Genomic DNA, 21,457 nt, shown 5'->3' on the forward strand with positions numbered 1-21,457 from the left:
GCGGGGGGCGACACCCCCAATCTGTATGACCGGAAATTTTGATCATGTTTCAATCCACGCCCCCCGCGCGGGGGGCGACTGTTCTGCTGTAACTGCTTTTGGCTACGCCATTTTTTCGCCGGACCGCGCGATCCGGCGCTTTGGCCTAGGAGCCGAGCCGCATCCGGCGGCGGCACCTGAAAAATCTTCTTTGAAATCAACGTATTGCCTGAGGTGCGAACCTGCCGGCGAATCCGTGTCCGCTTCGGGTTCGCGCTAGGAGTCTGTCGGACTTAGGCCTTTTTCAGTGCCCAGCATACGATGTAGAGTAGTCGCCATGATCGCATATACCGTATATGGTATCGATGTGGCCGGTTTTGGCTCAAATCCGACAGACTCCTAGAAGACGAGGGGGCCTTCCTGGTCCAGGGCAGGCTTGGCGCCGACGTGCTCCACCCGGTGGCGCCAGTTGGAGCCGAGGAAATAGAAGCGCAGGCTGTCCTTCTCCGGATCCATGGCGGCAAGGAGCTTGTTCCGCAGAAGCGTCCACTGCGCCGGGTCCACCAGGCACTCGAAGACCGAGTACTGGACGCGCTGGCCGTAGTTCTGGCACATCTTGGCAATCCGGCGCAGCCGCTTGGCCCCGGCCCGATCCTCTGTGCTCACGTCGTAGCTCACCAGGACGAACATGGGATCGGCTCACTTCCGGATATACGGCGGATAGCCGTCGAGATCGCCCCGGATGTGCCGCGCCAGCAGGAGTGCCTGGGTGTGCCACAGGAGTCCCACCGGCATCTTCTCGTTCAGAAACGGATGCTCGACCACCTCCTGCTTCCTTTTCTGGTAGGCGACGATCACCTCCTTTCTCGTGTCATCCGCCATGAGCACCGCCCCGGACTCGAGCCGCTGGAAGCCCCGGGGACGCACCTGACCCAGGTTGATGAGGGAGGCGGCCAGCCGATCCGCGAAGACCGGCCGGAACTCCTCCAGAAGGTCCAGGGCGAGACTGGGCCGCCCTGGCCGGTCCCGATGCAAGAAGCCTACGGCCGGGTCAAGGCCCGTACACTCCAGCGCCCCCCGGATATCGTGGACCAGAAGGGTGTAGATGAAGGACAGCAGGCAGTTAACCGGGTCCAGCGGTGGCCGCCGGTTGCGCCCCTGGAAGCGGAAGGCGGCATCGTCCGAGGTGATGAGATCGGCGAAGACGTCGAAGTAGATCGCCCCGGCCTCCCCTTCGATGCCACGAAGCCCGTTCAGATCCAGATCAGGCTGTCCGAGCCGGACCAGGCAGTCGGACAACCGCTTGGCGGCAAAGCGCAAGCGGTCCTCCCGGCCATCGTGGCCGTGATCCCGGGCGGCCCGTTGGAGGACGCTCCGAGAGTTGGCGATCTTGCCGGTGAGGACGAACCGGGCCATGGCGGCGCTCCTGTCGGGCGAATCGGCCCACCGGTACTGCTCCCGCCGCAGGAGCACGTTGCCCGACACCGGCCCCTGCACCCGAGCCAGAAACCGACCCTGCTCGGTGAGGAACGACACCGCCACGCCGTTCTCGGCGCAATGGGCCATGAGCTGCGGGCTCAAGGACACCTGGCCGAAGCCGACGATACCCCCCAGGGTGTGGATGGGGATCCGCGCCTTGTCTTCCCGCTCCACCCGGATCAGGACACACTCGCCGTCCTTGGCCAGGTAGCTCCCCTGGGTGGTGATGAACAGGGTGTTGAGATGCTTCTTCAACCGTCTTCCCCCTGGGACGAGGCGTTACGGCGTGGCTTCCCGCACCACTGACACCGACGAGCATTGACGGATGACCGGATCACGGGTGATGAGCTCCACAATGCCATTGCGGTAGCTGCCACGAACGGCTGTCAACATGATCCACCTCCTTTCTCTTCCGCTGCCATATCCTCTGCCGAACCGTTCATCGCCCCCCCGACCCGGTGAACGGCTACTCCTCCGCGGCACTCAATGCACACGCCAGATAGCTGTCGACCTTGCGACTTCGTCCGGCAACCCTGGGCAGGCATGACGGCCGGAGGGAACAGCTCTCGCACTTCGATCCATACTCAGGTGACGGCGTCCGGCCTGCCGCGAGCATCTGGTGGACCGCCGCGGCCACCCCTTCGGTTTCCTGGCGCAAGGTGTCGCCAATGGCCACCTTCTCCCGGCGCTGCTCCTTGCCATAGAACAGCGCCCCCTCCGGCACCGCGATGCCGAGCATCTCCTCCAGACACAGGGCCTGGGCGCACAGCTGCACCCGGTCCCAGTCCTCCGCCTTCCGGCGCCCCCGCTTGTGCTCCACCGGGTACGGCTGCCAGATGCCGCCAGCCTGTCGATGAAATTCCACCACATCGGCCTTGCCAGACAGCCCCAGCCGCAGCGAGCGGATTGGCAGGGCGAAGACCCGCTTGACGTCCCGCCGGCTCTCCGCGCCCCCCTCGTCCACCCGGTCGTGGAGGATCCGCCCCTCCGCCGTGAACCGGTTCTCCTCCCAGATCTGTTCCAGATGGATGAGGGCACACTGGCGTGGGCAGTACAGCCAGTGCTGCAGAGCCGACAGGGGGACGAGATCGGATTCGTCATACATCACATGGACACCCTGATCATCAGGTCGGCCGCGAGCCTATTCCCCACGCAGCCTCGGATCACGAAAACGGATTGAGGAGGCGCGCGCCGGTTCGTTCCACATCATGGACGTTGCGGGTGACCAGGGTCAAATCGTGCACCAGGGCAGTAGCCGCCAGCAGGCCGTCGGTCACGGGGACTGGGTCGGGCACCCCCAGGCGGCCCCACCGATCAGCGATTTCTTCGGTGATCGGCAAGAGTCGATCGGCGAGCGTGACCTTCAAGCCGAGGAGCCATGTTTCGAGGAGGGCAGCCGAAACCGGGTCCCGACGACGCAGCAGCTCCGCACCTCGCCGAATCTCCCCAAGGACAAGGACGGAAACATGGAGGCTGGCCTCTTCAACTCGCGAAAACCAGTCCCGCACCCTGGATTGCACCGTTCCCGCTTGCGAAGCTCGGCGAGCACATTGGTGTCGATCAGGTAGCCCACGGCTCATCCCCCCTGCCGAAATCCCGTGGCCGCGAGAAATCCGCGTCATCTCCCACGTCAGGCATGCTGGCCAGTTGGGCCTTGAGGCCCTGTGGGGGCTGGCCTGGCTCTTCCTCCGACACCAGCAAAATGACCTCCACGCGGCGGTGCTGGATCGACTCAGGGATTGGAATCGTGGGCGGTGCTTTTTCGTAAATCTGCCGTATGGCCTGCATGACTAGCCTCCCATTGCTATCGTCCTTCCCTCTGAAGCCAGAGATCTCATCCGCGATCTCCTCCTCGCTGACCTCGCGGGCGGCCGGCAGGCGCCTGGGTCTCGCGGAACAGACGAGCCAACTCGTCCGAAAGAAGACCGTCCCGAGCATGTTCGACAATCATGACACCATCCAGGCGGTGATCTCAACTCCTGCCGGCGTGCCCTCTTCGCGAACAAGTCGCCATGCGCAGGGGCGGCTCCACATGGATGAGGGCACACTGGCGTGGGCAGTACAGCCAGTGCTACAGGGCCGACAGGGGGGACGAGATCGGATTCGTCATACATCGATGGACACCCTCCCTGGCCCTCAGACGATGCGCACGGCTCTGGCGGCAGTTGGCAACAGTCCCAGAGCAATCTTGACCGCGGGCCACCGAGAGGTCCCGAACGTTCAAGTCTACAGGAGCCGTTCGCCCGTGCGGATGATCTCCAAGACAAAAGGGCTTGGGTCCTCGAAATCCTTGCGGGAGAAAGAATGCGGCTCGATGCGCAGATCCACGTCTCGGGTGAGGCGCATGAGCTGCACGTCCTCGTCGAAGCCGTCGATTTCGTCCCGATCCCAGAAGACGGCCAGATCGATATCGCTGTCCGCAGTTGCCGATCCTCTGGCATGGGAGCCGAACAGGTATAGTCGCCAGACGGCGATGTCATGCTTTCGCAGGGTCTGGATGTAGCGCCTGACGGGGTCGTCGATCAGACGGCCAGCTTCCTCTTGCGCCATTGGTGGTTGCCGAGGGTCACAGCTCGACCTTGAGCTCCACCCCAGTCGGCAGGGCGGCTTTGTTCATCGTGACCGAGTAGTCGCTGTAACTTCGGGGAGGAGCCTCCGTGTGGCCGGTCCGTGCCACCTTGACGAGGTCAAAGAGCCTCTGCGCCGGGGCATTGCCGAGGGCAGTCTGGTGCTTGAAGACGAACAGGTTGCGGGCGGTCATCTTCCCTCGTGCCGCGGACCGGTCGTGGTCGAACATGACCGTCAAGGCCTGCCAGAGGAGATCGAGGTCTTCCTCGGAAAAGCCCGTCTTGGCGGCAAGATGCGCCGACACAAAGCCTTCAGCCCGATAGAGGGCGTAGGGGACGATGTGCTTGCGTCCCATTTCCCGATCCTTCTTCTCGAAATCGCTTTCCTTGGTCACCGCCATCCTGGTGATGCTGATCTCCATGGGGACGATCGGGTCTAGGCTACGGGCAAAGTTGAGCTGAACCGGCCCACGTACTTGGCCGCAGTTGACCTCCGTCGTCATCACCGCCCCGAAGGCCCTGATGTCGAAAAAGTTACCGCACATCCATTGGGTGAGACGCAGGGCATCCGCCTCGTTCTTGGGAAGCTTCTTGGACTCCGGCTTCAGGTCACATGCCTGATAAGCCATGGCATGGCGCTGGTTCAGAATCGCCCTCTCCTGAACGTAAATGTTGAAGCGCGGCTCGTTGGCCTTGGCAATCTCCACGAAGTTCCGGATCTTGCGTTTGAGGCAGACGTCGGTGATAAGGCCATGGCTGGTCTCCGGGTCGAGACGCGGCATGTTGCCGGCGTCTGGATCGCCATTGGGATTCCCGTTCTCCACATCGAACAGATAGACGAGCTCGTAGCGGTTCTCGATGGGCTGGCTCATGGCTCACTCCTTCTCGGTCTTGCGGAAGAGGGCATTGCGCTGATGGTAGTAGCCAAGGGTGAACAGCCCCTGGTCTTCCAGCGACAGGTGCTTGGGCAGCTCGTCGATGCCGTCCACAACGTCGGCGATGAGCTTGTCGGTGTAGCCGCCGTACTCGCCCTTGCTGATATGATGCTGACCCAGCCGGAGGAGCTGGGGGAAGACGGTGGCCGGTGTGGCTGAGGCGGATGCGAAGTACCGGTCGCGGATGGTGGCCGTCGGATTCGTCGCATCCTTCTGCGCCTTCTCCAACAGGGCGAACAGTCTGCCCAGCCGATACGCCGGGTCCCTTCGCTCGGGATCGAGAGACATGGGTACCTCCTTGTCGTGGTTGCGGGTGAGATACGCCTTGAGGATCGCTGCGCGGGTGTAATTGACGATACGATCGGCTCGGATACGGCCGAGGATGGCCGTGAAGAAGCTCCGCGGGTAGGGCGCGCCGGTGAGAATGGATCGGGTGAGTGCTCCCGCCAGGAGCGGTGGGACATCCTCCGCGTCACGTTCAATCTTCGTCCCCTTCTTTCGAACGTACGCTGTCTCAAGCACAAGACGAGAAAGGGATAGGTACTCTGGCTCAGTGTCGGACTGCCGCTCGATCTCCAGGCCTCGGAAATGATCTCCCACACGCTCCAGAAGCTCGCCAAAGGTGGAAATGCTCCAGAATCGCACCGCCAGGCGGGCGTTGTTCGGCGAGATGCCGAGGATGTAGAAGCGGACGTCGGGGTCAAGGGCTGGCGCCACATCCCTGACAGGCCGGCCGGCCTTGGCGGCGGAAAGGATTTCACGGATCAATGCCGTGGTGGCGCGGTCTTCCGAGGGGCCTTGCGTGCCGGCATCACCAGCGTCCTCCGAAGGAGGGTCGAAGAGTGCGGCAAGCAAGTCCTCGGCTGGCGTGGCACGTTCGGCCCAGAAGACGGTGGTCGCGTCGCCCAGACGAATCCTCTGGCGGCTGCCCTTCCGGGCAAGGAAGTTGAGTGCAGTTGCATAGCGGAAGGCCGCCCGCTCGCCCACCGGAGCGTTGTGGCTTTGCTCCTTCCCATACGACTCGAAAGCTTTGCAGTTGAACGATACAAGGGGAGCGCCACTGGTGTGGGCACCAGCCACCCCCGAAATGTCAGGGTGCAGCTTGGCGAGAAGGCTCTTTACACCGGTAACCAGACAAAGGCCATTCCTTATCCCGGCAAGGTTTCGATACTCCTGGGCCCACAGCTGCCGAACTTCTGGCCTGTCGTGCAAGAAACACGAATCGGAACGTAGCCGAAAGACGACATTGGCATCCAGGATCTCGTCCGAACCCTGCAGGACCGAGAAACGTTCGGGTACCCAAGAAGCCAAGAAGGCCTGCAAGGCCTGCAGGCCTGCATCTCTGGACTGCTTGGCTACCTTGTGCACCAGCTTCCTGAACGCCTCGTGAGCCTGTCTTGTCTTCTCCGGTCTTCCTTTGCCGTCGGCACCAAGGACGTACCCTGTGTTGTCCCAGGAGAAATTGGCTTCTATGCCACTGGTCCTCTTGGATGGCAGCATCGGGGCCACGAAAAGTTTGGGTGTCGCCTTCTTTCCCTGGCCTTCCCGCAAGTCAACGACCTGGACCAGCTCCCCTGCCGGTGACAGCACCAGGCAAAACGAAATCTTCTGCTCCCCGTAGCCATAGGGCGGGATCCCGGAGCCCGGCTCGGCGGCCTTCCGCTCGTAGTATTCGTTCAGCGCCTGGAGGATCATGTCTTCACCTCCGCAGCGAAGAGCTCAGGAACTGTGATGATGCCGTCCACCATCGTGGCCCGGAAGAACCGAGGCTCCATACCGGCCGCGAAGTCGATGTCATGGAGCATCCAGCCGAGGTCCTTTTCTCCCCGGTGCACGGAAGCTGGAAGCGGTTCCGCAGCCGGGGCGAAGAAGGCGGAGAATTCGCGGCAGCCGAGATAGGGCTGGTTGAAGCACTGCCCCTTGGCCACCCGGCGGTTGAAGATGTCGAGGTGCTTGCCCGCGTTGTCCTCGGCCCCGGCCTTGCTGGTCAGCTCGAAGCGGGCCTCGATCAGGTAGGCCACGTTCCGCAGTAACAGGGAGGCCCGCTGCTGGCGGTCATCCTCGATCAGAACCCGCAGCGGCGCCGCCCCCCCCCGCATCGCCTTTCTCACATTGCCCGCCGGGATCTTGGACTCCAGCTCGTTACGGCGTACGGTGTCGAACCGGATGGGATTCAAGACGTGAATCCGCTCCACCACCCAGCGGATCGCCGGCTTCCAGTGGATGGCCTCCAGGATGCCCCGGGCCGCCGAAGGGGTCATCACATCGTAGCTCACCCGCTCCACCTTCATCTCCGGCCTGGTGAAGCAGGCGTACTCTCCCCAAACCTTGACCTTCACACCGTAGGCCATCGGCACCTCCTTTCTCGCCGTCTGCCGGCGTCAGAAGATGTTGTTCTCCTGCTCCCGGAACATCGGGTCCTCGGGACACAGTCCGAGGTCATCCCGGTACAGAGAGTCGTTGATCAGGATGTGAAAACGATCGGCCACGGTCTCCACCACGCCCGCAGCCATGAGGTTCCCCATCGTCCGGCGGTACACCTGGATCGTATACGGCTGGAGCTTGCGGGCCGTGGCCGCCGGGAAATCAGTGTAGCGAAGCTCCTGGACCAGGTCCCAAACGTCACTCTCCGCCCCCTCGCGCCAGGGGATGATGAGGGACTCCATCTCGTGCTCGATGAGTCGAAATTCCTCGGCGATCTCGCGAAAGGGGAAGGACAGCGTACCCGCGCTCTCTTCCAGGCGCGGGAGGATCTGTTTCTGATCGAGTCCGTCCGCTCCCTCGAAGGAGTAGAGCTGGGTGAAATAGTGGCGGATGGCTTCCGGTGAGAGAAGATCCGGAAAGGCCCGCGCTGTCATGGCACCTACATCAGCCGTGCGCCGGAAGTGCCCGGCCGGCAGCCCGCATTCAGGATCAAAGACCGTCACCTCGCCACCTCCGGGCAGCCTCCCCTCCCGGTTGCAGCGGCCGGCCGCCTGGGCAACGGAGTCGATACCGCAGGCAGCGCGAAGGACATACGGAAAATCCACGTCCACACCAGCCTCGATGAGCTGGGTCGAGACGACCCGGCAGGTCTTGCCGCGCGCCAACCGGTCGCGAATCCAGGCCAGCTTCTTGGCCCGGTGCGCCGGGCAAAGAAGGGCGCTCAGATGGAAATGGCCCTCGCCTGGCCCCAGGGCCTCGTAAAGCTTTCGCGCATGCGCCCGGGTGTTGACAATGCACAGCACCTGGGAGCGGGAAAGCACCTCACCAGCCACCTCGTTGTCCGACATCGCGCCGACGTACGTGACCGACACGCGGCGGAAGGCCTCGTACAGGGATGCGTGGTCGGGGATAATCTCCCGGATCTCCTCGTCGGAAAACCCTCTGGGCAAGTAGTCCGCCTGATGCAAGGCGGGCTGGGTTGCGGTGCAAAGGACCACGGTCGTGCCGTAGCTCGCGACCAGATCCCGGAGCGCGGCGAGGCAGGGCTGCAGCAGTGAGGCCGGCAGCATCTGGGCCTCGTCGAGGATGACGACGCTGCGGGCCAGGTTGTGGAGCTTGCGGCACCGCGAGCTGCGAGCCGCGAACAGGGATTCAAAGAGCTGGACGTTGGTGGTCACCACGATCGGCGCGTCCCAGTTCTCGGCGGCCAGCCGTGCGCGGAGCGCCAGGCCGTCTTCGGCGTCGTCGTCCTCCACCGCTGGCCGGTAGCTGCTGTGGTGCTCGAGAACCGCGGCGGAGCCGAGCTCGCCAAGAGCCTGCCGGAACACAGCGACGTTCTGCTCAATGATGCTGGTATAGGGGATGGCGTAGACAACGCGGTCGAGCCCATGAAGCACAGCGTGTCGCAGGGCGAAGGCAAGGGAGGACAGGGTCTTTCCCCCGCCGGTGGGAACGGTGAGGGAAAACAGGCCGGGCTTGAGCGCCGCGGCGACCCGGCAGTTGGCGAGGATCTCGGCCCGGCGCTCATTGACCGGGGTATCGGAGCGACAGATCCCGTCGAGGTGACGGTCCAGGGGCGCCAGCAGCTCCCTTACCGTCGGATAGCCCTGCCGGTACTTCGACTTGGTTGGGGCGAGCCATGCCTCGGTGTCGAGAAAATCCGCGTCCACGAGGCAGGAGAACAGCATCCGGACAAAGAAGGCAACAGAGAAGCCTTGCCGGGGGACGGGCGGGGAAGAGAGGCGACAGGGCAAGGCTTCGAGCAGGGACTCGAAGTCGCGAATCGCGGGGATGTCGCCCTGTTCCAGCCGGCCGTGGAGGGTCTTGCGGGACATCCCGCCCCCGACACCGCCGTCCGGCAATCCCGAGTGGTGGCCTGCCACCGCATAGGCCACCAGCATCCCCAAGGCCGGGCCAAAGATCTCCACCGCCTGCCTGGCGCCGGCTGTGGCATGGTCGACCCGCTTGCCGCCTTGCAGCCGGTCCTGAAACTCCTGGGAATACTTGCCAAGGTCGTGGAGAAGTCCGCAGGCGTTGCCCCAGGCCTCGGCACCGAAGCGGTCAGAGAAGACACCCGCCCGGCGGGACACCTCTTGGAGGTGCCAAGCCAGCGGCTGCCAGCCGGCTCGCGCGGGATCTTCGGTCGAGTGAGCAAAATATTGGGGCATGGCCCTCCACAGGCAGTGTCGGTTTCTGTCTCCAGCCACCTTAGAAAGGCCGCGAAGCGGGTGTCAAGGACAAACACGGCTGGGCGGCCCAATTCAACCCGGCAGGACTACCCGGAAAATGCTGGTCTCTGGCTGTGGGATCGCCACGGCCATGGTTCGGGCAATGGCGGCCGCTGGCCGCTGCCGCCTCCCACCCTTGCCCTGCCAGCCGAACTGGCAGCAGGCCGTGGCCGGCCGCAGGGCGGCATTTCAGGCTGAGGCCAGGCAGCCGCTCAAGCCACGCAGGGTTATCGCGGAAGAACAGAAACGGCGGGTCCAACAGGTGGGCGCCGCGGCCCACTGCTCACTCGCCGCTCGCGCCCCCCTGGCCAGGGCCTGCCGTCTCCGGCGCCTCCTCCTGCCAGAGGTCGGTCACCCGCAGCAGCACTCCCCGGGAGAAGACCCGGCCCTGGGGGCCGACCCGGGCCAGAAGGGCACGCAGCATCGCCTCCTGGGGCGAGCCCGGCTTCGGGGCCAGGAGCAGCCAGTGGACCTGGTTGCGGCGGAGGACGGACAGAAGCTCCTCCTCGGTGTTGATGCCCTGGCCTTGGATGATCCGGGGGCGCACCTGGAGGCGCCAGAAGAGGATGGGGTCGAGGAGGTCGGCACCGGAGCGGAAGGTCATGGGCATGAGGAGAAGCGTCTCGCCGTCCTTGACCTCGGTGTTGATGGCACCGGCCATGGCGTAGCCGGCCTCGGTGAGGGCCCACTGGCCGGGGGACAGGGCCCGGAGCTGCCGGTCGTACTGGAAGCCCAGCAGGGGCGGACCCAGGGCCACGGCCACCAGAAGCGGCGCCAGGACTTGGCGCGGGGGCATCCGCCCGGGCAGGAGACGGGAGAGCGTGCTCGCCAGGGTCAGGCCACCGGCACCGGCCAGCACCGCCAGCCAGGGCACAAGCACCATGACCAGCCAGGGCGGCTTACCCGCGGACAGACTCAGGACCGTGTACCCGGGCAGCAGCATGAGGATAGGCAGCAGCCGGCGGCGGCCCGGCCAAGGCCGCCAGGCCAGGGCCGTAAGACCCAGCCCCAGGAGGAAGAGGCCAGGCCAACCCAGATCGAGGCGCAGCTGGGCCAGGTACTGCCACCAGGGCAAGGCAAAGCCCCGCGCCTCCTCGGACGTGCCCTGGAAGAAGGTCCAGAAGCCGTGGCCGCCCTCGGCCAGGAACAGATACCACCAGCCGCAGACAGTCAGGGCACAGCCGCCCAACAAGGCCAGATCGAGAGCGCAGCCGGGCCGGCGGCGGTCCACCAGGCGGGTGAGCACCAGACCGGCGAAGATGAAGATCGCCGTCTCCTTGGCCAGGAAGGCGAAGCCGGCGAAGACCCCGGCCAGGGCTGGCCGGCGGTCCAGGAGCAGCCACAGGGCGGCCAGTCCCAGGGGGATGACCAGGCAATCCCGCTTGATCCAGGTGTCGAAGAAGACCGAGGCGGGCAACAGAATCCAGGCCAGGCCGGCAGCCAAGGCCAGGGGGCGGCCGAGAAAACGGGCCACCAGCAGGACGAGGAGGAGAAGACCGGCCAGGTTGGCAGCCAGACTCAGGGCCGCCATCCGTTCGGCAAAGCCGTCCGCAAGGGGGCTGAGCAGGAAGCCCAGCTCCATGTAGAGGGGGGGGTGGCGGAAGAACTGGGGGAGGAACAGGCTGCCGCTGCCGGCCAGCGAGCGCAAGGCCGCCAGGTTCCAGGCCTCGTCCCAGGTCAGGGGGTGATCGAGAAGGGGAATCCGAACCGCGAGGAAGAGGGCCGCCAGGGGGAGAAGCCACCACCAGGGGAGCTGCCGGCCCGGATAGAGAAAGGAGCCGGACGCAAGCAGGGGGCGCCAGCAGGGTCCCTCGCCCGGCACACCGGCGCAGCCCCGGCCGGTCGGCCGCCGGCCGGGGACTGCCAACCGACTGTCGCTATTTCTTGCTGCCACCCGACTGCTTCATCCGCTCGTCCAGGGCCTTGCGCACCTGGGTGCTGACGTCAAAGGAGTCATCGGCAAAGAGCAGGCCGCCCCGGATGTCGAAGATCAGATGAAATCCTTGCGCCTTGGCCACCTTGGCCACATCCGCCCGCAGCTCGGTGAACATCGGCTCCACCAGCTTCTTCCGCAGGGTCTCCAGCTCGAAGGCGGCGTCATCGTTCTTCATCTTGAACTCGGCCAGTCGCTTCTGGAAGGCGCGCTCCTTTTCCAGCCGGGCCTCCTCGCTCCAGACCGATTTCTGCTTTTCGATCTCGTCCTTGAGCTTTTCCAGGGTACCCTGCTCTGTTTCCAGCGAAGCACGCAGGCTGTCCCGCTTCGCCTCCAGGGCCTTGTGGGCCTCCTGGCCGGCGGACGACTCGTCGAGGATCTTCTGCACGTCCACCGTGCCGATCTTCAAGTCCGCAGCCGGCGCCTTGTCCACCGTTCCCAAGACTGCAATGAGGGCTACCGCCAGCAGCATCAGCCAGCGGGGAACAGAAATGGTCATCACCGCAAACCTCCCAAGGCAAGCACTACAAGCGAAAACCGGGATGGGGACCTGCCCCACCCCGGTTCTCCGTTACCAGACTGTCGCCGAGCCGGACGGCTTAGCGCTCGATGACGAAGTCGTCCCGCCGGTTCTGGGCCCAGGACATCTCATCATGACCCATGAGCAGCGGCCTCTCCTCGCCCAGGCTCAGGGTGTCGACGCGGTTGGCGGCCACACCCATGTTCACCAGGTACTTCTTGGCGGAGTTGGCCCGCCGCTCACCCAGGGCCATGTTGTACTCGTTGGTGCCCCGCTCGTCGCAGTTGCCCTCGACCCGGATCTTGACATTGGGGCTGTCCTTCAGGAAGCGGGTATTGGTGGCCATCCGCTCCTTCTGGTCATCCCGGATGTTGAACTTGTCGAAGTCGAAATACACCGGCAGCATGGGGGCCGAAGTCCGGCCCTCGGAGAACTGACTGGCGGCGGTCCGGGGCGGCGTGACGATGGGCTCTCCCTGCTCCATCTTCGCCTCCCGGCTCGGCTGGGTCGCCGCCGGCGCCATGGTCGCTGTGTCGGCAGCAACCTCCTTCTTGGCGCAGCCGCCGGCGAAAAGCACCAGGCACAAGCCCACCGCGGCCGCCGAAAGCATGTTGATCCTCGTCTCCTTCATCTTGGTCTTGCCTCCCTCCTAATGATGTGGTTGGTTCTGCTGCCATCCACGGCAGCTCGGACTTTCCTGGCCGACAATACCCGGGCCGTGGTCGCAAGTGCCCTATTATAGAACCCTTCCCGAAAAAGGGAAGGACGATTTTGGCCCGCCCACTGGCGTTTGACACCTGCCAGCCCCCACTATAATAATGATGCACACTGCGCCTCCGCGTCGATTCCACCCCAACCCGGGCATGAGGTGCCCTTTGCCATGACCGCAAGCCAGCCCAGTCCCTCATCCGCTCTCCAGCACCTGGTGGCGAGAAGCCCCTTCGGCACCTTTTTCGGCATCTCCCAGGAGGCCCACGACCGGGTCTGGGCGGCCCTCACCGCGCCCAGCGGCAACTCCGTGGTCTACGTGAGCATGGAGATCGGGGCCGACCGGGATGTCTGCAACCCGGTGGGCGAGTATCTCCGGCGCCAAGGCGTCGACCGGGTCGACGACCCGGCGCTGGCTGCCCTGGTGCAGCCCTTTCTCCAGGGTCCCTTGAAGCTGCCCATCTACAGCGGCGGTCTGGGGATCCTGGCCGGCGACACCCTGAAGAGCGCGGCCGACTGCCGCCTGCCGGTGGCGGCCGTCTCCCTCATGTACCGCAAGGGCTATTTCACCCAGCTGGTGGACTCCCAGGTGGGGCAGATCGCCTGGTCTGCCGCCTGGGAGCCGGAGAAGGTGCCGTCGCTCTACCTGCTCAAGAGTCCCCAGGCCCCGGATCGGCCCCTGGTGGTGGAGGTGCCGTTTCTCGACCACCAGGGCCGCACGGTCATGGCCTATCCCCAGGTCTGGCTCAACCTGGAGATCAACGACGGGCTCGACTCCTTCGTGCCCGAGCTGTTCCTGGACTACTCCGGTGAGGGCTCGCCGGACTGGATCCAACGGGCCGCCGAGCGGCTGTACGACTCCAGCTCCGAGCGGGTCAAGGCCATCCAGCGCCGGATGCTGGGGGCCGGCGTGCTGCCGGTGATGCACGCCCTGGGGCTCACCGCCCGCACCATCCATCTCAACGAGCAGCACGGCGTGGTCCTGGTCCTGCACCTCATTGCCGAGGAGCTGGCCGAGCGGCTCGGGCCCGAGTATCCCCGCCTGGCCGGCGACCAGGACATCCTGCAGGCCGCGGCCAAGGTGGCCCAGCGCGTCGTCTACACCATCCACACGCCGGTGAAGGCGGGCCACGACCGCTTCTCCCGGACGCTCTACGCCGAGATCGGCCATGACTTCTGCGCCCGGGCCCTGGAGCTTCTGGCCGTCGACGAGGACAACCGGGATCTGTTCAACTTCACCGCCCTGGCCATGCGGGTCAACCGGGCCACCAACGCGGTCAGCCGGCTGCACCGGGAGGTGACCAAGAGACAGTTCCCCCAGTACGCGGACAAGATCACTGCGGTCACCAACGGCGTCCATCATCTGACCTGGATCAGCGAGGCCAAGGCCAAGGTCTTTGATGCCACGCCGGCCCTGGCCAACTGGCGCAACGATCCGGAGGTCTTTGCCACGCCGCTTCTGATCGACGACCAGGTCTTCCGGGCCGCCCTGGAGAAGGCCTGGGCCGAGGATACCGGCCGGCTGGTGGATTTCGTCAACAACATGCTGGTCATGCACCGGCGGCTGATGCAGGAGACCTGGATCGACCCCCCCAACTATCTGTCCCACCTGCCGGTCCGGGACAGCCGCCTGGATCCCGGCGCCTTCACCATCGGCTTTGCCCGCCGCTTCTCCACCTACAAGCGGGCCGACCTCATCTTCTCGGACCGGGAGGCCATGGCCCGGATCATTCGGGAGCACAACCGGCCGGTCAACTTCCTTTTCGCCGGCAAGGCCCATCCCTCCGACGAGCCGGGCAAGTCCCTCATCAAGCACATCCTGGCCGCCCAGGAGGACCTCTACCAGAAGACCGGCGGCCTCCTGAAGCTGGTCTTCATCCCTGGCTACGACATGGCCCTGGCCAAGCTGATGGTGGCCGGCGTCCATGCCTGGCTCAACAACCCCAAGCGGCCCCTGGAGGCCTCCGGCACCAGCGGCATGAAGGCGGCGGTCAACGGTGTGCCCAACATCAGCATCCTGGACGGCTGGTGGGTGGAGGGGTATCACCGCGGCCGCACCGGCTGGAAGTTCGGCTCCGAGATGCCGGTGGATGCGGCCAGCCTCAGCGAGGACCAGGGCTCCCTGCAGTACGCCGAGGACTCCGCCTCCTTCTACCGCATCTTCCCGGAGATCCTGGCCGACTTCTACGAGCCGGCCCGCCGCAGCCGCTACATCGACCGCTGCGTCATGAACCTGGTCCTCAACACTCCGGTCTTCAACACCCACCGCATGATCGCCGAGTACGCCAGCCGCTACCAGCTGGACCTCTCCCCCCCCCTGGCCCGGATGATGACCCGGCTGCGGGCCCTGTACCAGAGCGAGCAGGAGCCGGAAGCCTGAACGGCGCCGGGGCTCCTTTCAAGGAAATCCCATGGCCAAGATCGGCAAGCAGACCCAGTTCTCCCTGACCTATATCTTTCTCGCCCTCTGGGCGGTGCTGCTCATCCGGGGCCTGGTGGTCTCGTACACCGCCGTGGAGGAGGTGAGCTACTCCGAGTTCCTGCAGGCCCTGGACGAAGGCCGGGTGCGGGAGATCGAGGTCTTCGCCAACTTCATCCGCGGCAAGATGCAGCGTCTGACCGCGGAGGGCGCCAAGGAGGTGAGCTTCGCCACGGTCCGGGTGGAGCCGGAGCTGTCCGAGCAGCTCAAGCGCCACAGTGTCGCCTTCAAGGGCGTGGTGGAGAACACCCTGGTCCGGGATCTGCTCTCCTGGACCGTGCCGATCCTGTTCTTTGCCGGGCTGTGGCTCCTGATCATGCGCCGCTTCGGCCCCCAGCAGCAGAGCCTCATGCTGGGCAAGAAGGCACGGGTGGCCATGGCCGAGGATCTCAAGACCACCTTCAGTGACGTGGCCGGCGTCGACGAGGCCAAACAGGAGCTCGAAGAGGTGATCGAGTTTTTGAAAAGCCCCCAGCGCTTCACCCATCTGGGCGGCAAGCTGCCCAAGGGCATCCTCCTGGTGGGGCCGCCGGGCACCGGCAAGACCCTCCTGGCCAAGGCGGTGGCGGGCGAGAGCAAGGTGCCGTTCTTCAGCCTGAGCGGCTCGGAGTTTGTGGAGATGTTCGTGGGCCTGGGCGCGGCCCGGGTGCGGGATCTTTTCACCCAGGCCAAGGAAAAGGCGCCCTGCATCATCTTCATCGACGAGCTGGACGCCCTGGGCAAGGCCCGGGGCATGGGCATGATGGGCGGCCACGACGAGCGGGAGCAGACCCTGAACCAGCTCCTGGTGGAGATGGACGGCTTCGATGCCACCATCGGCGTCATCCTGATGGCCGCCACCAACCGGCCGGAGATCCTGGACCCGGCCCTCCTGCGGCCGGGCCGCTTCGACCGCCAGGTGCTGGTGGACCGGCCGGACCGCCAGGGCCGGGTGGCGATCCTGCGGGTACACATCAAGGGTGTGCGGGTGGCCCCGGGCCTGGATCTGGAGCTTCTGGCCAACATGACCCCGGGCTTTGTCGGCGCCGATCTGGCCAACCTGGTCAACGAGGCGGCGCTCCTGGCGGTGCGCCACGGCAAGGAAGAGGTGGGGATGCCGGAGTTCCAGGAGGCGGTGGAGCGGCTCATGGCCGGCCTGGAGAAGAAGAACCGGCTCATCAACGCCAAGGAGCGGGAGATCGTCGCCTTCCACGAGATCGGCCACGCCCTGGTGGCGTTGTGCCTGCCCGGCACCGATCCGGTGCAGAAGATCTCCATCGTCCCCCGGGGCATCGCGGCCCTGGGCTATACCCTGCAGGTGCCCACCGAGGACCGCTTTCTTCTCACCAAGACCGAGCTGGAGAACCGGATCGCCGTCGCCCTGGGCGGCCGGGCCGCCGAGGAGCTGGTCTTCAGCGACATCTCCACCGGCGCCCACAACGACCTGTCCAAGGCCACCAACCTGGCCCGGAGCATGGTCAAGGAATACGGCATGGCCAGCGACCTCGGCCAGGTCTACTTCGAGTCCGAGCGCCGCAGCCCCTTCCTGCAGACCGCCATGGGCGGCAGCCAGGAGTACAGCGACCACACCGCCCGCCTCATCGACGAGGCCATCAAGGCGATCATCATCGGGCAGTACCGGGTGGCCACCCGGATTCTCCAGGAGAAGCGGAACTCCCTGGAAGGAGGCGCCAAGCTTCTGCTGGAAAAGGAGACCATCGAGGGCGAGGAGCTCAAGCGCCTGTGCGGGGCTGCGCCGGAGCCGCCGGCGTGAGCAAGCCGCCACCCTGGCCCTCATCCCGGCCCGGTGGCGTCGAGGGACCACCAGCCTTTTTCCCCTCAAGTAAGGCGCTGATCCGGTCGATAGAGCGACTATAGTTGTCATTCCTTCCCTCGCTCTCTGCCCAGACATGAGGTCAGCCATGCGCGTCCAAGCCAACAGCAGCCCACCCCCCCGGGCCCTGATGCCCGAGCCTTTGCCCCAGTCCCGCCCCCAGCACCTGGCCTATGCCGAAAGCTTTGCCGAGGTGCGCAACAGCCAGATCACCCTCACCACCGACGAGGGCGATGTGGTGACGTTGAGCAGCCGGGATGCCGCCGCCTCCAGCCTGAGCTACAGCCGCTCCCTCACCCCCGGCCGCAGCACCGAGCAGCTCACCAGCCTGGCGGTGGCCGAATCCAGCTATTCGGTCTCCATCACCGGCTCCCTGTCCGAGGAGGAGACCGCGGACATCGACCGCCTGCTGGAGGATCTGGGCGGCATCGCCGCCTCGTTCTTCGACGGCGAGCTGGATCAGGCGGTGGCGGATTCCCTGTCCATCGGCGAGCTGGGCTCCCTGGCCGAGGTCTCCGCCACCTTCACCCACACCGCCACCATGGCCAGCGCCCTGAAGAGCGTCGGCCCACCACCCCTGCCGCCGCCGGAGGCCGAGGCGAGCCCGGCGGTGGCCGCCCTGGAGGAAGAGGCCCGGACAGCGGCCGAAGAGGCCGACCGGGCCACCGCCCTGGCCCGGGCCCAGTGGGATGCCATCCGGAAGGCCCTGGACGAGATCCGGGAGCGGCGGCCAGCACCGGCAGCAGCCCCCACGGCGGAAGACCGGGGTGTCGCCGCCGAGCCCAGCCGCCAAGACGATCTGGCGGCCGCTACCGCCCCCGGGCCGCAGCCCCCCCCTGCCCCCGCGGCCGGCGACGAGGATCGCCGCGGCGGCCTGCCCGCCCTGGCCCGCCACTGGCAGCGGGCCGGCGACATCCTCGATCGGCATCCCCATTTCGGTCCCTTGTTGGCCAGCCTCTTGGACAAGATACTGGCCAACCTGCCCCCGGCCGAGGCAGAGCCCGAGACCGCCCCCCCTGCCCCGGCGATGGCGCCCGCCGCTGCCGGAGAAGACACCCTGTCCGCCTGACCATTCGACCCGCCGGCTGCCCGGGCGCCCCCCCGCGCCCGGGCAGCCAGACCACCGCCCTCCCCTGGCCCCTTTCCCGGTTTCTCCATCCGGCCCTTCCAGGCCTCGTTAGTTGACCGGCCCGACTCGGCTTTGCATGGCGATGACGGCACCATCACCGGCGTGCCTGTCTCGCCCGAGGTGGCACAGGAACGTCTGAGTGTGCTAAGCCCCGGCCGGCTGGGTGCACTGGATCGAGATCCCCTTCCTCCGGGGGCCTGAGCCGTTGCGCAGCCTTGCCCTGGGCCACCTTCCTTGAGAAGGGCGGCGAATTGGCGATGCGCATCGACGGCGCGGACGGTTTCCACGGCTTCCCCCGGGAAAACGGATGATTGCCCCAAAGCGTTTGGGCGGGGCCAGCGCCCAAAGACGGCGGCGGCACCCCTCAGGCGGCAAAGCGCAGGATCTCCACCTCCGCTCCCTTGGCCACGGCCTCCTCGGCGCGTTGGAGGACGAGGCCGGTCACGGTCTCGTCCAGGTAGTATTCCCCGCAAGTCTGGCAGACGGCGGCCGGGACGTTCTTGATGACCACGGATGTCTCGCCCCGGGTCAGTGCCACGGTGGTGAAGCCTGGCTGGGTCGTCCCGGTCTTGCAGAGCACGCAACGCATGTCATGTCCTCCTGGTCCTGAAGTCAGTTGTCCACTGATCGGCGGACGGGATGTACGTGGTCACGACCGTGCAGGCGTGGACCGCCTCATGGAAGGCAACAACAACGTGCAACGGCCTGTTATCGACGAAGCCGCAAAGCAACAGGCTTGGATAAGGGGTGTCGTCGGGATACTCGGCAATGGTCTCGCCAGACGCGATGATGGAGAGGACATCAGGCTTGCTGATCCCTCTTTGGAACATGCGCTGGATGGCGTGGCCGCTGAAGGTGATGTGCTGGCAATCGAACATGGGGCCATCTTACGACAACGGCGGCCAGGGGACAATCACCGGGGCTTCAGATGCGTAGATTGGGTGGAGGCGACAGTCGCAACCCATCAGTCGGCCGGGGCGAGATGGGTTGCGCTGCGCTCCACCCATCCACGCCAGCGCCACTCCGTTTCACCCATTCGGGTGCGCCCCGCGCATGGCAACTCTCAACGCCTGAATGGGTGGGCGGCAGGATCTCTGTCACACCTTTCCGTCCCAGCTCGCCGTGGCTCTTCTTCCCCCTGTGCCTCCCTGATTCCGGCGCCTTCTTCCATGGGCAGCTGGCGCCGGTGGTATTGCGCGCCCAGGCGTGCCGGCGAGCGCGCATGCACGGCACCGGACCGAACTGGCCGTCGATCCCGGTTACCGCGCGAGCCAACGGGATGCCTCCGGGTAGCATCTGGCGGAGGTTGTGCCGCTGGGGCGGTCATCCACGAGTGTTGACGGCGTTCCCCGAGTCGAGTACCGTGCCTCTGGTTTGGCGAGGGGCTACTGTTGAGAAATCGGCTTGTCACGAGCCCAGGGGCGACGCGCATAGGCTCGGGCCAGTGGCGGACAACCAGGGCATCAGGCTGGCAACGGCATGGGAGGTGGGGTGTGTGGTGGCTCCTGGTCGCATGGTGTGTGCTGCTGGCCCTCCCGGGCGCGGCTGTCGCCGGACCTGTCACCGGGGTGGCAGGCGAGCCTTTGGCTCCGGATACCCGCCGGGAGCTGCCCGGTCTCGAGGGGCCCCAGGAGGCTCCCGCCATGGTCCTGCCGCCCCTGCCGGCGCCCCCGCCCGTTCCCTCCCTGGCCCAGACCCCGACCCTGTTCGCCAGGCGGTTTGCCTTTACCGGCAACACCGTCTTCTCTGACCAGGAGCTGGCAACGGTCGCCGCTCCCTACACCGGCCGCACCATCACCAGCGACGAGCTCCAGGAGCTGCGCTCCCGGCTGGTCCGCCACTACGTGGAGCGCGGGTACATCAACTCCGGGGCCGTGCTCCCGGATCAGCAGGTCGTCGACGGGGTGGTGCTTTTCCAGATCATCGAGGGCACCCTTACCGGCATCCGGATCTCCGGTCTCGAACGGTTCCAGCCTGGCTTCTTTGTGAGCCGCCTCCAGTCGGCCCAGGGCGCTCCCCTCAACATCTTCGCCCTCCAGGACCAGCTGAAGGTCCTGCTGCGGAGCGACCTGGTGGACAAGATCCAGGCCCAGATCCAGCCCGGGATCCGGCGGGGCGAGGCGGTCCTGGACGTGACCGTCCGGGAGGCACGGCCGTTTCAGGCCGCCCTGCAGTTGGCCAACGACCACTCGCCCAGCTCCGGCAGCCTTTATCCCCAGGCGTCGCTCTCCCTGCTCAACCTCACCGGCTGGGGGGATACCCTTGCCCTGCGGGGCGGCTTGACCGATGGCGCCGAGGAGTACCGGGGCGAGCTCGGCATGCCGGTCAATGCCCGGGACACCACGGTGCGCCTCTTCTATTCTCACACCACCTCCAGCATCATCGAGGAGCCCTTTACGGTCCTCGACATCGAAAGCAGGTCGGACACCATCGGCCTGGCGGTGGGCCATCCCCTCGTCCAGACCGCCAGCCAGGAGCTGCGCGGGACGGTGAGCGCCGAGCAGCGCCACAACGAGACCTTCCTCCTGGGCATGCCCTTTTCCCTGTATGCGGGCTACGACAATGGCGAAATCGATATCACCGTGGGCCGGCTGGCCGCCGACTGGGTCCAGCGCTGGCCCGACCAGGTGCTGGCGGCCCGTCTGGTCCTGAGCCAGGGCCTGGACGCGCTCGGTGCCACCGACACCGGTGACGGTGTAGACACCACCTTCACGGCCTGGCTGGCGCAGGCGCAACTGGCCAAGCATCTGGGGCTCCGCCAGGACGATCAGCTCATTGTGAAGGCCGACTGCCAGCTGGCCGGCGCGGTCCTGCCCGCGCCCGAGAAGTTTGCCGTCGGTGGCACGGGAAGCGTCCGAGGCTATCGCCAGAACCAGCTGGTCCGGGACAACGGCCTCGTTTTCTCCATGGAATACCGGCTGCCCCTGTTCCGGCTGCCCCTGCCGGGGGTGAGCGCCCAGGCTACGGATGGCCTGCTCCAGCTGGCGCCGTTTTACGACCTCGGCGCATCCTGGAGCGACACCAGGCCCGCCCAGAGCCTGACAATCTCCGGGGCCGGGGCCGGCCTGCGCTGGGATCCGTCTCCGAATCTCCATGCCGAGCTGTACCTGGCCAAGGCCCTGCGCGACATCGACAACCCCAGCTCCGATCCGCAGGATTCCGGGATCCATTTCCTGTTCCGCTGGCAGATGTGAGGGCTTCGGCAGCGCGCCGAAGCAAACGGGCCAGGAAGGCGATTGGTGACCCAATCCGATACGATTATC

At 65.8% G+C, this 21,457-nt stretch carries 18 protein-coding genes; 4 read left to right on the forward strand and 14 right to left on the reverse strand.

Annotation, left to right across the window (positions count from 1 at the left end):
- Positions 1–378: 378 nt before the first annotated feature.
- The 12 genes from cas2 to pal form a co-directional block, all read right to left on the reverse strand.
- Complete coding sequence (cas2, locus tag AB1634_07520; protein ID MEW6219370.1) at positions 379–669, reverse strand: CRISPR-associated endonuclease Cas2; 291 nt, start codon at positions 667–669, stop codon at positions 379–381.
- Positions 670–678: 9 nt separating this feature from the next.
- Complete coding sequence (cas1c, locus tag AB1634_07525; GenBank protein ID MEW6219371.1) at positions 679–1,713, reverse strand: type I-C CRISPR-associated endonuclease Cas1c; 1,035 nt, start codon at positions 1,711–1,713, stop codon at positions 679–681.
- Between the two features lie 211 nt (positions 1,714–1,924).
- Positions 1,925–2,563: a CRISPR-associated protein Cas4 gene (cas4, locus tag AB1634_07530; GenBank protein ID MEW6219372.1), complete on the reverse strand. Its 639-nt coding sequence runs from the start codon at positions 2,561–2,563 to the stop codon at positions 1,925–1,927.
- Between the two features lie 58 nt (positions 2,564–2,621).
- Complete coding sequence (locus AB1634_07535) at positions 2,622–3,080, reverse strand: type II toxin-antitoxin system VapC family toxin (GenBank protein MEW6219373.1); 459 nt, start codon at positions 3,078–3,080, stop codon at positions 2,622–2,624.
- A gap of 604 nt (positions 3,081–3,684) precedes the next feature.
- On the reverse strand, positions 3,685–4,008 hold the full coding sequence (locus tag AB1634_07540) for a nucleotidyltransferase domain-containing protein (protein ID MEW6219374.1): 324 nt from the start codon (positions 4,006–4,008) through the stop codon (positions 3,685–3,687).
- Between the two features lie 16 nt (positions 4,009–4,024).
- Positions 4,025–4,897 carry a type I-C CRISPR-associated protein Cas7/Csd2 gene (gene cas7c, locus AB1634_07545; GenBank protein MEW6219375.1) on the reverse strand — a complete coding sequence of 291 codons (873 nt, stop codon included), beginning with the start codon at positions 4,895–4,897 and terminating at the stop codon, positions 4,025–4,027.
- A 3-nt stretch (positions 4,898–4,900) separates the two neighbouring features.
- The gene (cas8c, locus tag AB1634_07550; protein MEW6219376.1) at positions 4,901–6,655 is read right to left on the reverse strand and encodes a type I-C CRISPR-associated protein Cas8c/Csd1; all 1,755 of its coding nucleotides are present in this window, start codon (positions 6,653–6,655) and stop codon (positions 4,901–4,903) included.
- A complete protein-coding gene (gene cas5c / locus AB1634_07555; GenBank protein ID MEW6219377.1) occupies positions 6,652–7,311 on the reverse strand; it encodes a type I-C CRISPR-associated protein Cas5c in 660 nt (219 codons plus the stop codon). The genes cas8c and cas5c overlap by 4 nt, the downstream gene beginning before the upstream one ends.
- 30 nt (positions 7,312–7,341) lie before the next feature.
- Positions 7,342–9,552 carry a CRISPR-associated helicase Cas3' gene (cas3, locus tag AB1634_07560; protein MEW6219378.1) on the reverse strand — a complete coding sequence of 737 codons (2,211 nt, stop codon included), beginning with the start codon at positions 9,550–9,552 and terminating at the stop codon, positions 7,342–7,344.
- Positions 9,553–9,895: 343 nt separating this feature from the next.
- Entirely contained in the window at positions 9,896–11,506 is a 1,611-nt protein-coding gene (locus AB1634_07565; protein MEW6219379.1) for a hypothetical protein, read from the reverse strand.
- On the reverse strand, positions 11,490–12,044 hold the full coding sequence (locus AB1634_07570) for an OmpH family outer membrane protein (GenBank protein ID MEW6219380.1): 555 nt from the start codon (positions 12,042–12,044) through the stop codon (positions 11,490–11,492). The genes AB1634_07565 and AB1634_07570 overlap by 17 nt, the downstream gene beginning before the upstream one ends.
- A gap of 100 nt (positions 12,045–12,144) precedes the next feature.
- Positions 12,145–12,696 carry a peptidoglycan-associated lipoprotein Pal gene (pal, locus tag AB1634_07575; protein MEW6219381.1) on the reverse strand — a complete coding sequence of 184 codons (552 nt, stop codon included), beginning with the start codon at positions 12,694–12,696 and terminating at the stop codon, positions 12,145–12,147.
- Positions 12,697–12,945: 249 nt separating this feature from the next.
- Here pal and glgP point away from each other — a divergent pair, with 249 nt between their 5' ends.
- The 3 genes from glgP (at position 12,946) to AB1634_07590 (ending at position 18,134) form a co-directional block, all read left to right on the forward strand.
- Positions 12,946–15,153 (forward strand): alpha-glucan family phosphorylase, encoded by a 2,208-nt coding sequence (gene glgP / locus AB1634_07580; protein ID MEW6219382.1) that lies wholly within the window; start codon positions 12,946–12,948, stop codon positions 15,151–15,153.
- A gap of 31 nt (positions 15,154–15,184) precedes the next feature.
- The gene (ftsH, locus tag AB1634_07585) at positions 15,185–17,005 is read left to right on the forward strand and encodes an ATP-dependent zinc metalloprotease FtsH (protein ID MEW6219383.1); all 1,821 of its coding nucleotides are present in this window, start codon (positions 15,185–15,187) and stop codon (positions 17,003–17,005) included.
- A gap of 148 nt (positions 17,006–17,153) precedes the next feature.
- Positions 17,154–18,134: a hypothetical protein gene (locus AB1634_07590; protein ID MEW6219384.1), complete on the forward strand. Its 981-nt coding sequence runs from the start codon at positions 17,154–17,156 to the stop codon at positions 18,132–18,134.
- Between the two features lie 424 nt (positions 18,135–18,558).
- On the opposite strand, the gene AB1634_07595 is transcribed toward AB1634_07590, so the two are convergent.
- Both AB1634_07595 and AB1634_07600 read right to left on the reverse strand, forming a co-directional pair.
- Positions 18,559–18,783, reverse strand: coding sequence for a type II toxin-antitoxin system MqsA family antitoxin (locus AB1634_07595; GenBank protein MEW6219385.1), 225 nt, complete (start codon positions 18,781–18,783; stop codon positions 18,559–18,561).
- A gap of 1 nt (position 18,784) precedes the next feature.
- Complete coding sequence (locus AB1634_07600) at positions 18,785–19,072, reverse strand: DUF4258 domain-containing protein (protein ID MEW6219386.1); 288 nt, start codon at positions 19,070–19,072, stop codon at positions 18,785–18,787.
- 765 nt (positions 19,073–19,837) lie between these two features.
- On the opposite strand from AB1634_07600, the gene AB1634_07605 reads away from it, so the two are divergent.
- Positions 19,838–21,388: a ShlB/FhaC/HecB family hemolysin secretion/activation protein gene (locus AB1634_07605; GenBank protein ID MEW6219387.1), complete on the forward strand. Its 1,551-nt coding sequence runs from the start codon at positions 19,838–19,840 to the stop codon at positions 21,386–21,388.
- The last annotated feature ends 69 nt before the right edge of the window (positions 21,389–21,457 follow it).

The organism is Thermodesulfobacteriota bacterium (assembly GCA_040755095.1).
Taxonomy (GTDB): Bacteria; Desulfobacterota; Desulfobulbia; order Desulfobulbales; family JBFMBH01; genus JBFMBH01.

Excerpts from the sequence above, each read along its gene's own strand:
- AB1634_07535 (MEW6219373.1), bottom strand. The coding sequence starts at position 3,080 with ATGACGCGGATTTCTCGCGGCCACGGGATTTCGGCAGGGGGGATGAGC.
- AB1634_07605 (MEW6219387.1), top strand. The coding sequence starts at position 19,838 with ATGGTCCTGCCGCCCCTGCCGGCGCCCCCGCCCGTTCCCTCCCTGGCC.
- pal (MEW6219381.1), bottom strand. The coding sequence starts at position 12,696 with ATGAAGGAGACGAGGATCAACATGCTTTCGGCGGCCGCGGTGGGCTTG.
- AB1634_07595 (MEW6219385.1), bottom strand. The coding sequence starts at position 18,783 with ATGCGTTGCGTGCTCTGCAAGACCGGGACGACCCAGCCAGGCTTCACC.
- cas3 (MEW6219378.1), bottom strand. The coding sequence starts at position 9,552 with ATGCCCCAATATTTTGCTCACTCGACCGAAGATCCCGCGCGAGCCGGC.
- AB1634_07540 (MEW6219374.1), bottom strand. The coding sequence starts at position 4,008 with ATGGCGCAAGAGGAAGCTGGCCGTCTGATCGACGACCCCGTCAGGCGC.
- ftsH (MEW6219383.1), top strand. The coding sequence starts at position 15,185 with ATGGCCAAGATCGGCAAGCAGACCCAGTTCTCCCTGACCTATATCTTT.
- cas7c (MEW6219375.1), bottom strand. The coding sequence starts at position 4,897 with ATGAGCCAGCCCATCGAGAACCGCTACGAGCTCGTCTATCTGTTCGAT.
- cas4 (MEW6219372.1), bottom strand. The coding sequence starts at position 2,563 with ATGTATGACGAATCCGATCTCGTCCCCCTGTCGGCTCTGCAGCACTGG.
- AB1634_07570 (MEW6219380.1), bottom strand. The coding sequence starts at position 12,044 with ATGACCATTTCTGTTCCCCGCTGGCTGATGCTGCTGGCGGTAGCCCTC.
- AB1634_07590 (MEW6219384.1), top strand. The coding sequence starts at position 17,154 with ATGCGCGTCCAAGCCAACAGCAGCCCACCCCCCCGGGCCCTGATGCCC.
- glgP (MEW6219382.1), top strand. The coding sequence starts at position 12,946 with ATGACCGCAAGCCAGCCCAGTCCCTCATCCGCTCTCCAGCACCTGGTG.
- cas5c (MEW6219377.1), bottom strand. The coding sequence starts at position 7,311 with ATGGCCTACGGTGTGAAGGTCAAGGTTTGGGGAGAGTACGCCTGCTTC.
- AB1634_07600 (MEW6219386.1), bottom strand. The coding sequence starts at position 19,072 with ATGTTCGATTGCCAGCACATCACCTTCAGCGGCCACGCCATCCAGCGC.
- cas8c (MEW6219376.1), bottom strand. The coding sequence starts at position 6,655 with ATGATCCTCCAGGCGCTGAACGAATACTACGAGCGGAAGGCCGCCGAG.
- cas2 (MEW6219370.1), bottom strand. The coding sequence starts at position 669 with ATGTTCGTCCTGGTGAGCTACGACGTGAGCACAGAGGATCGGGCCGGG.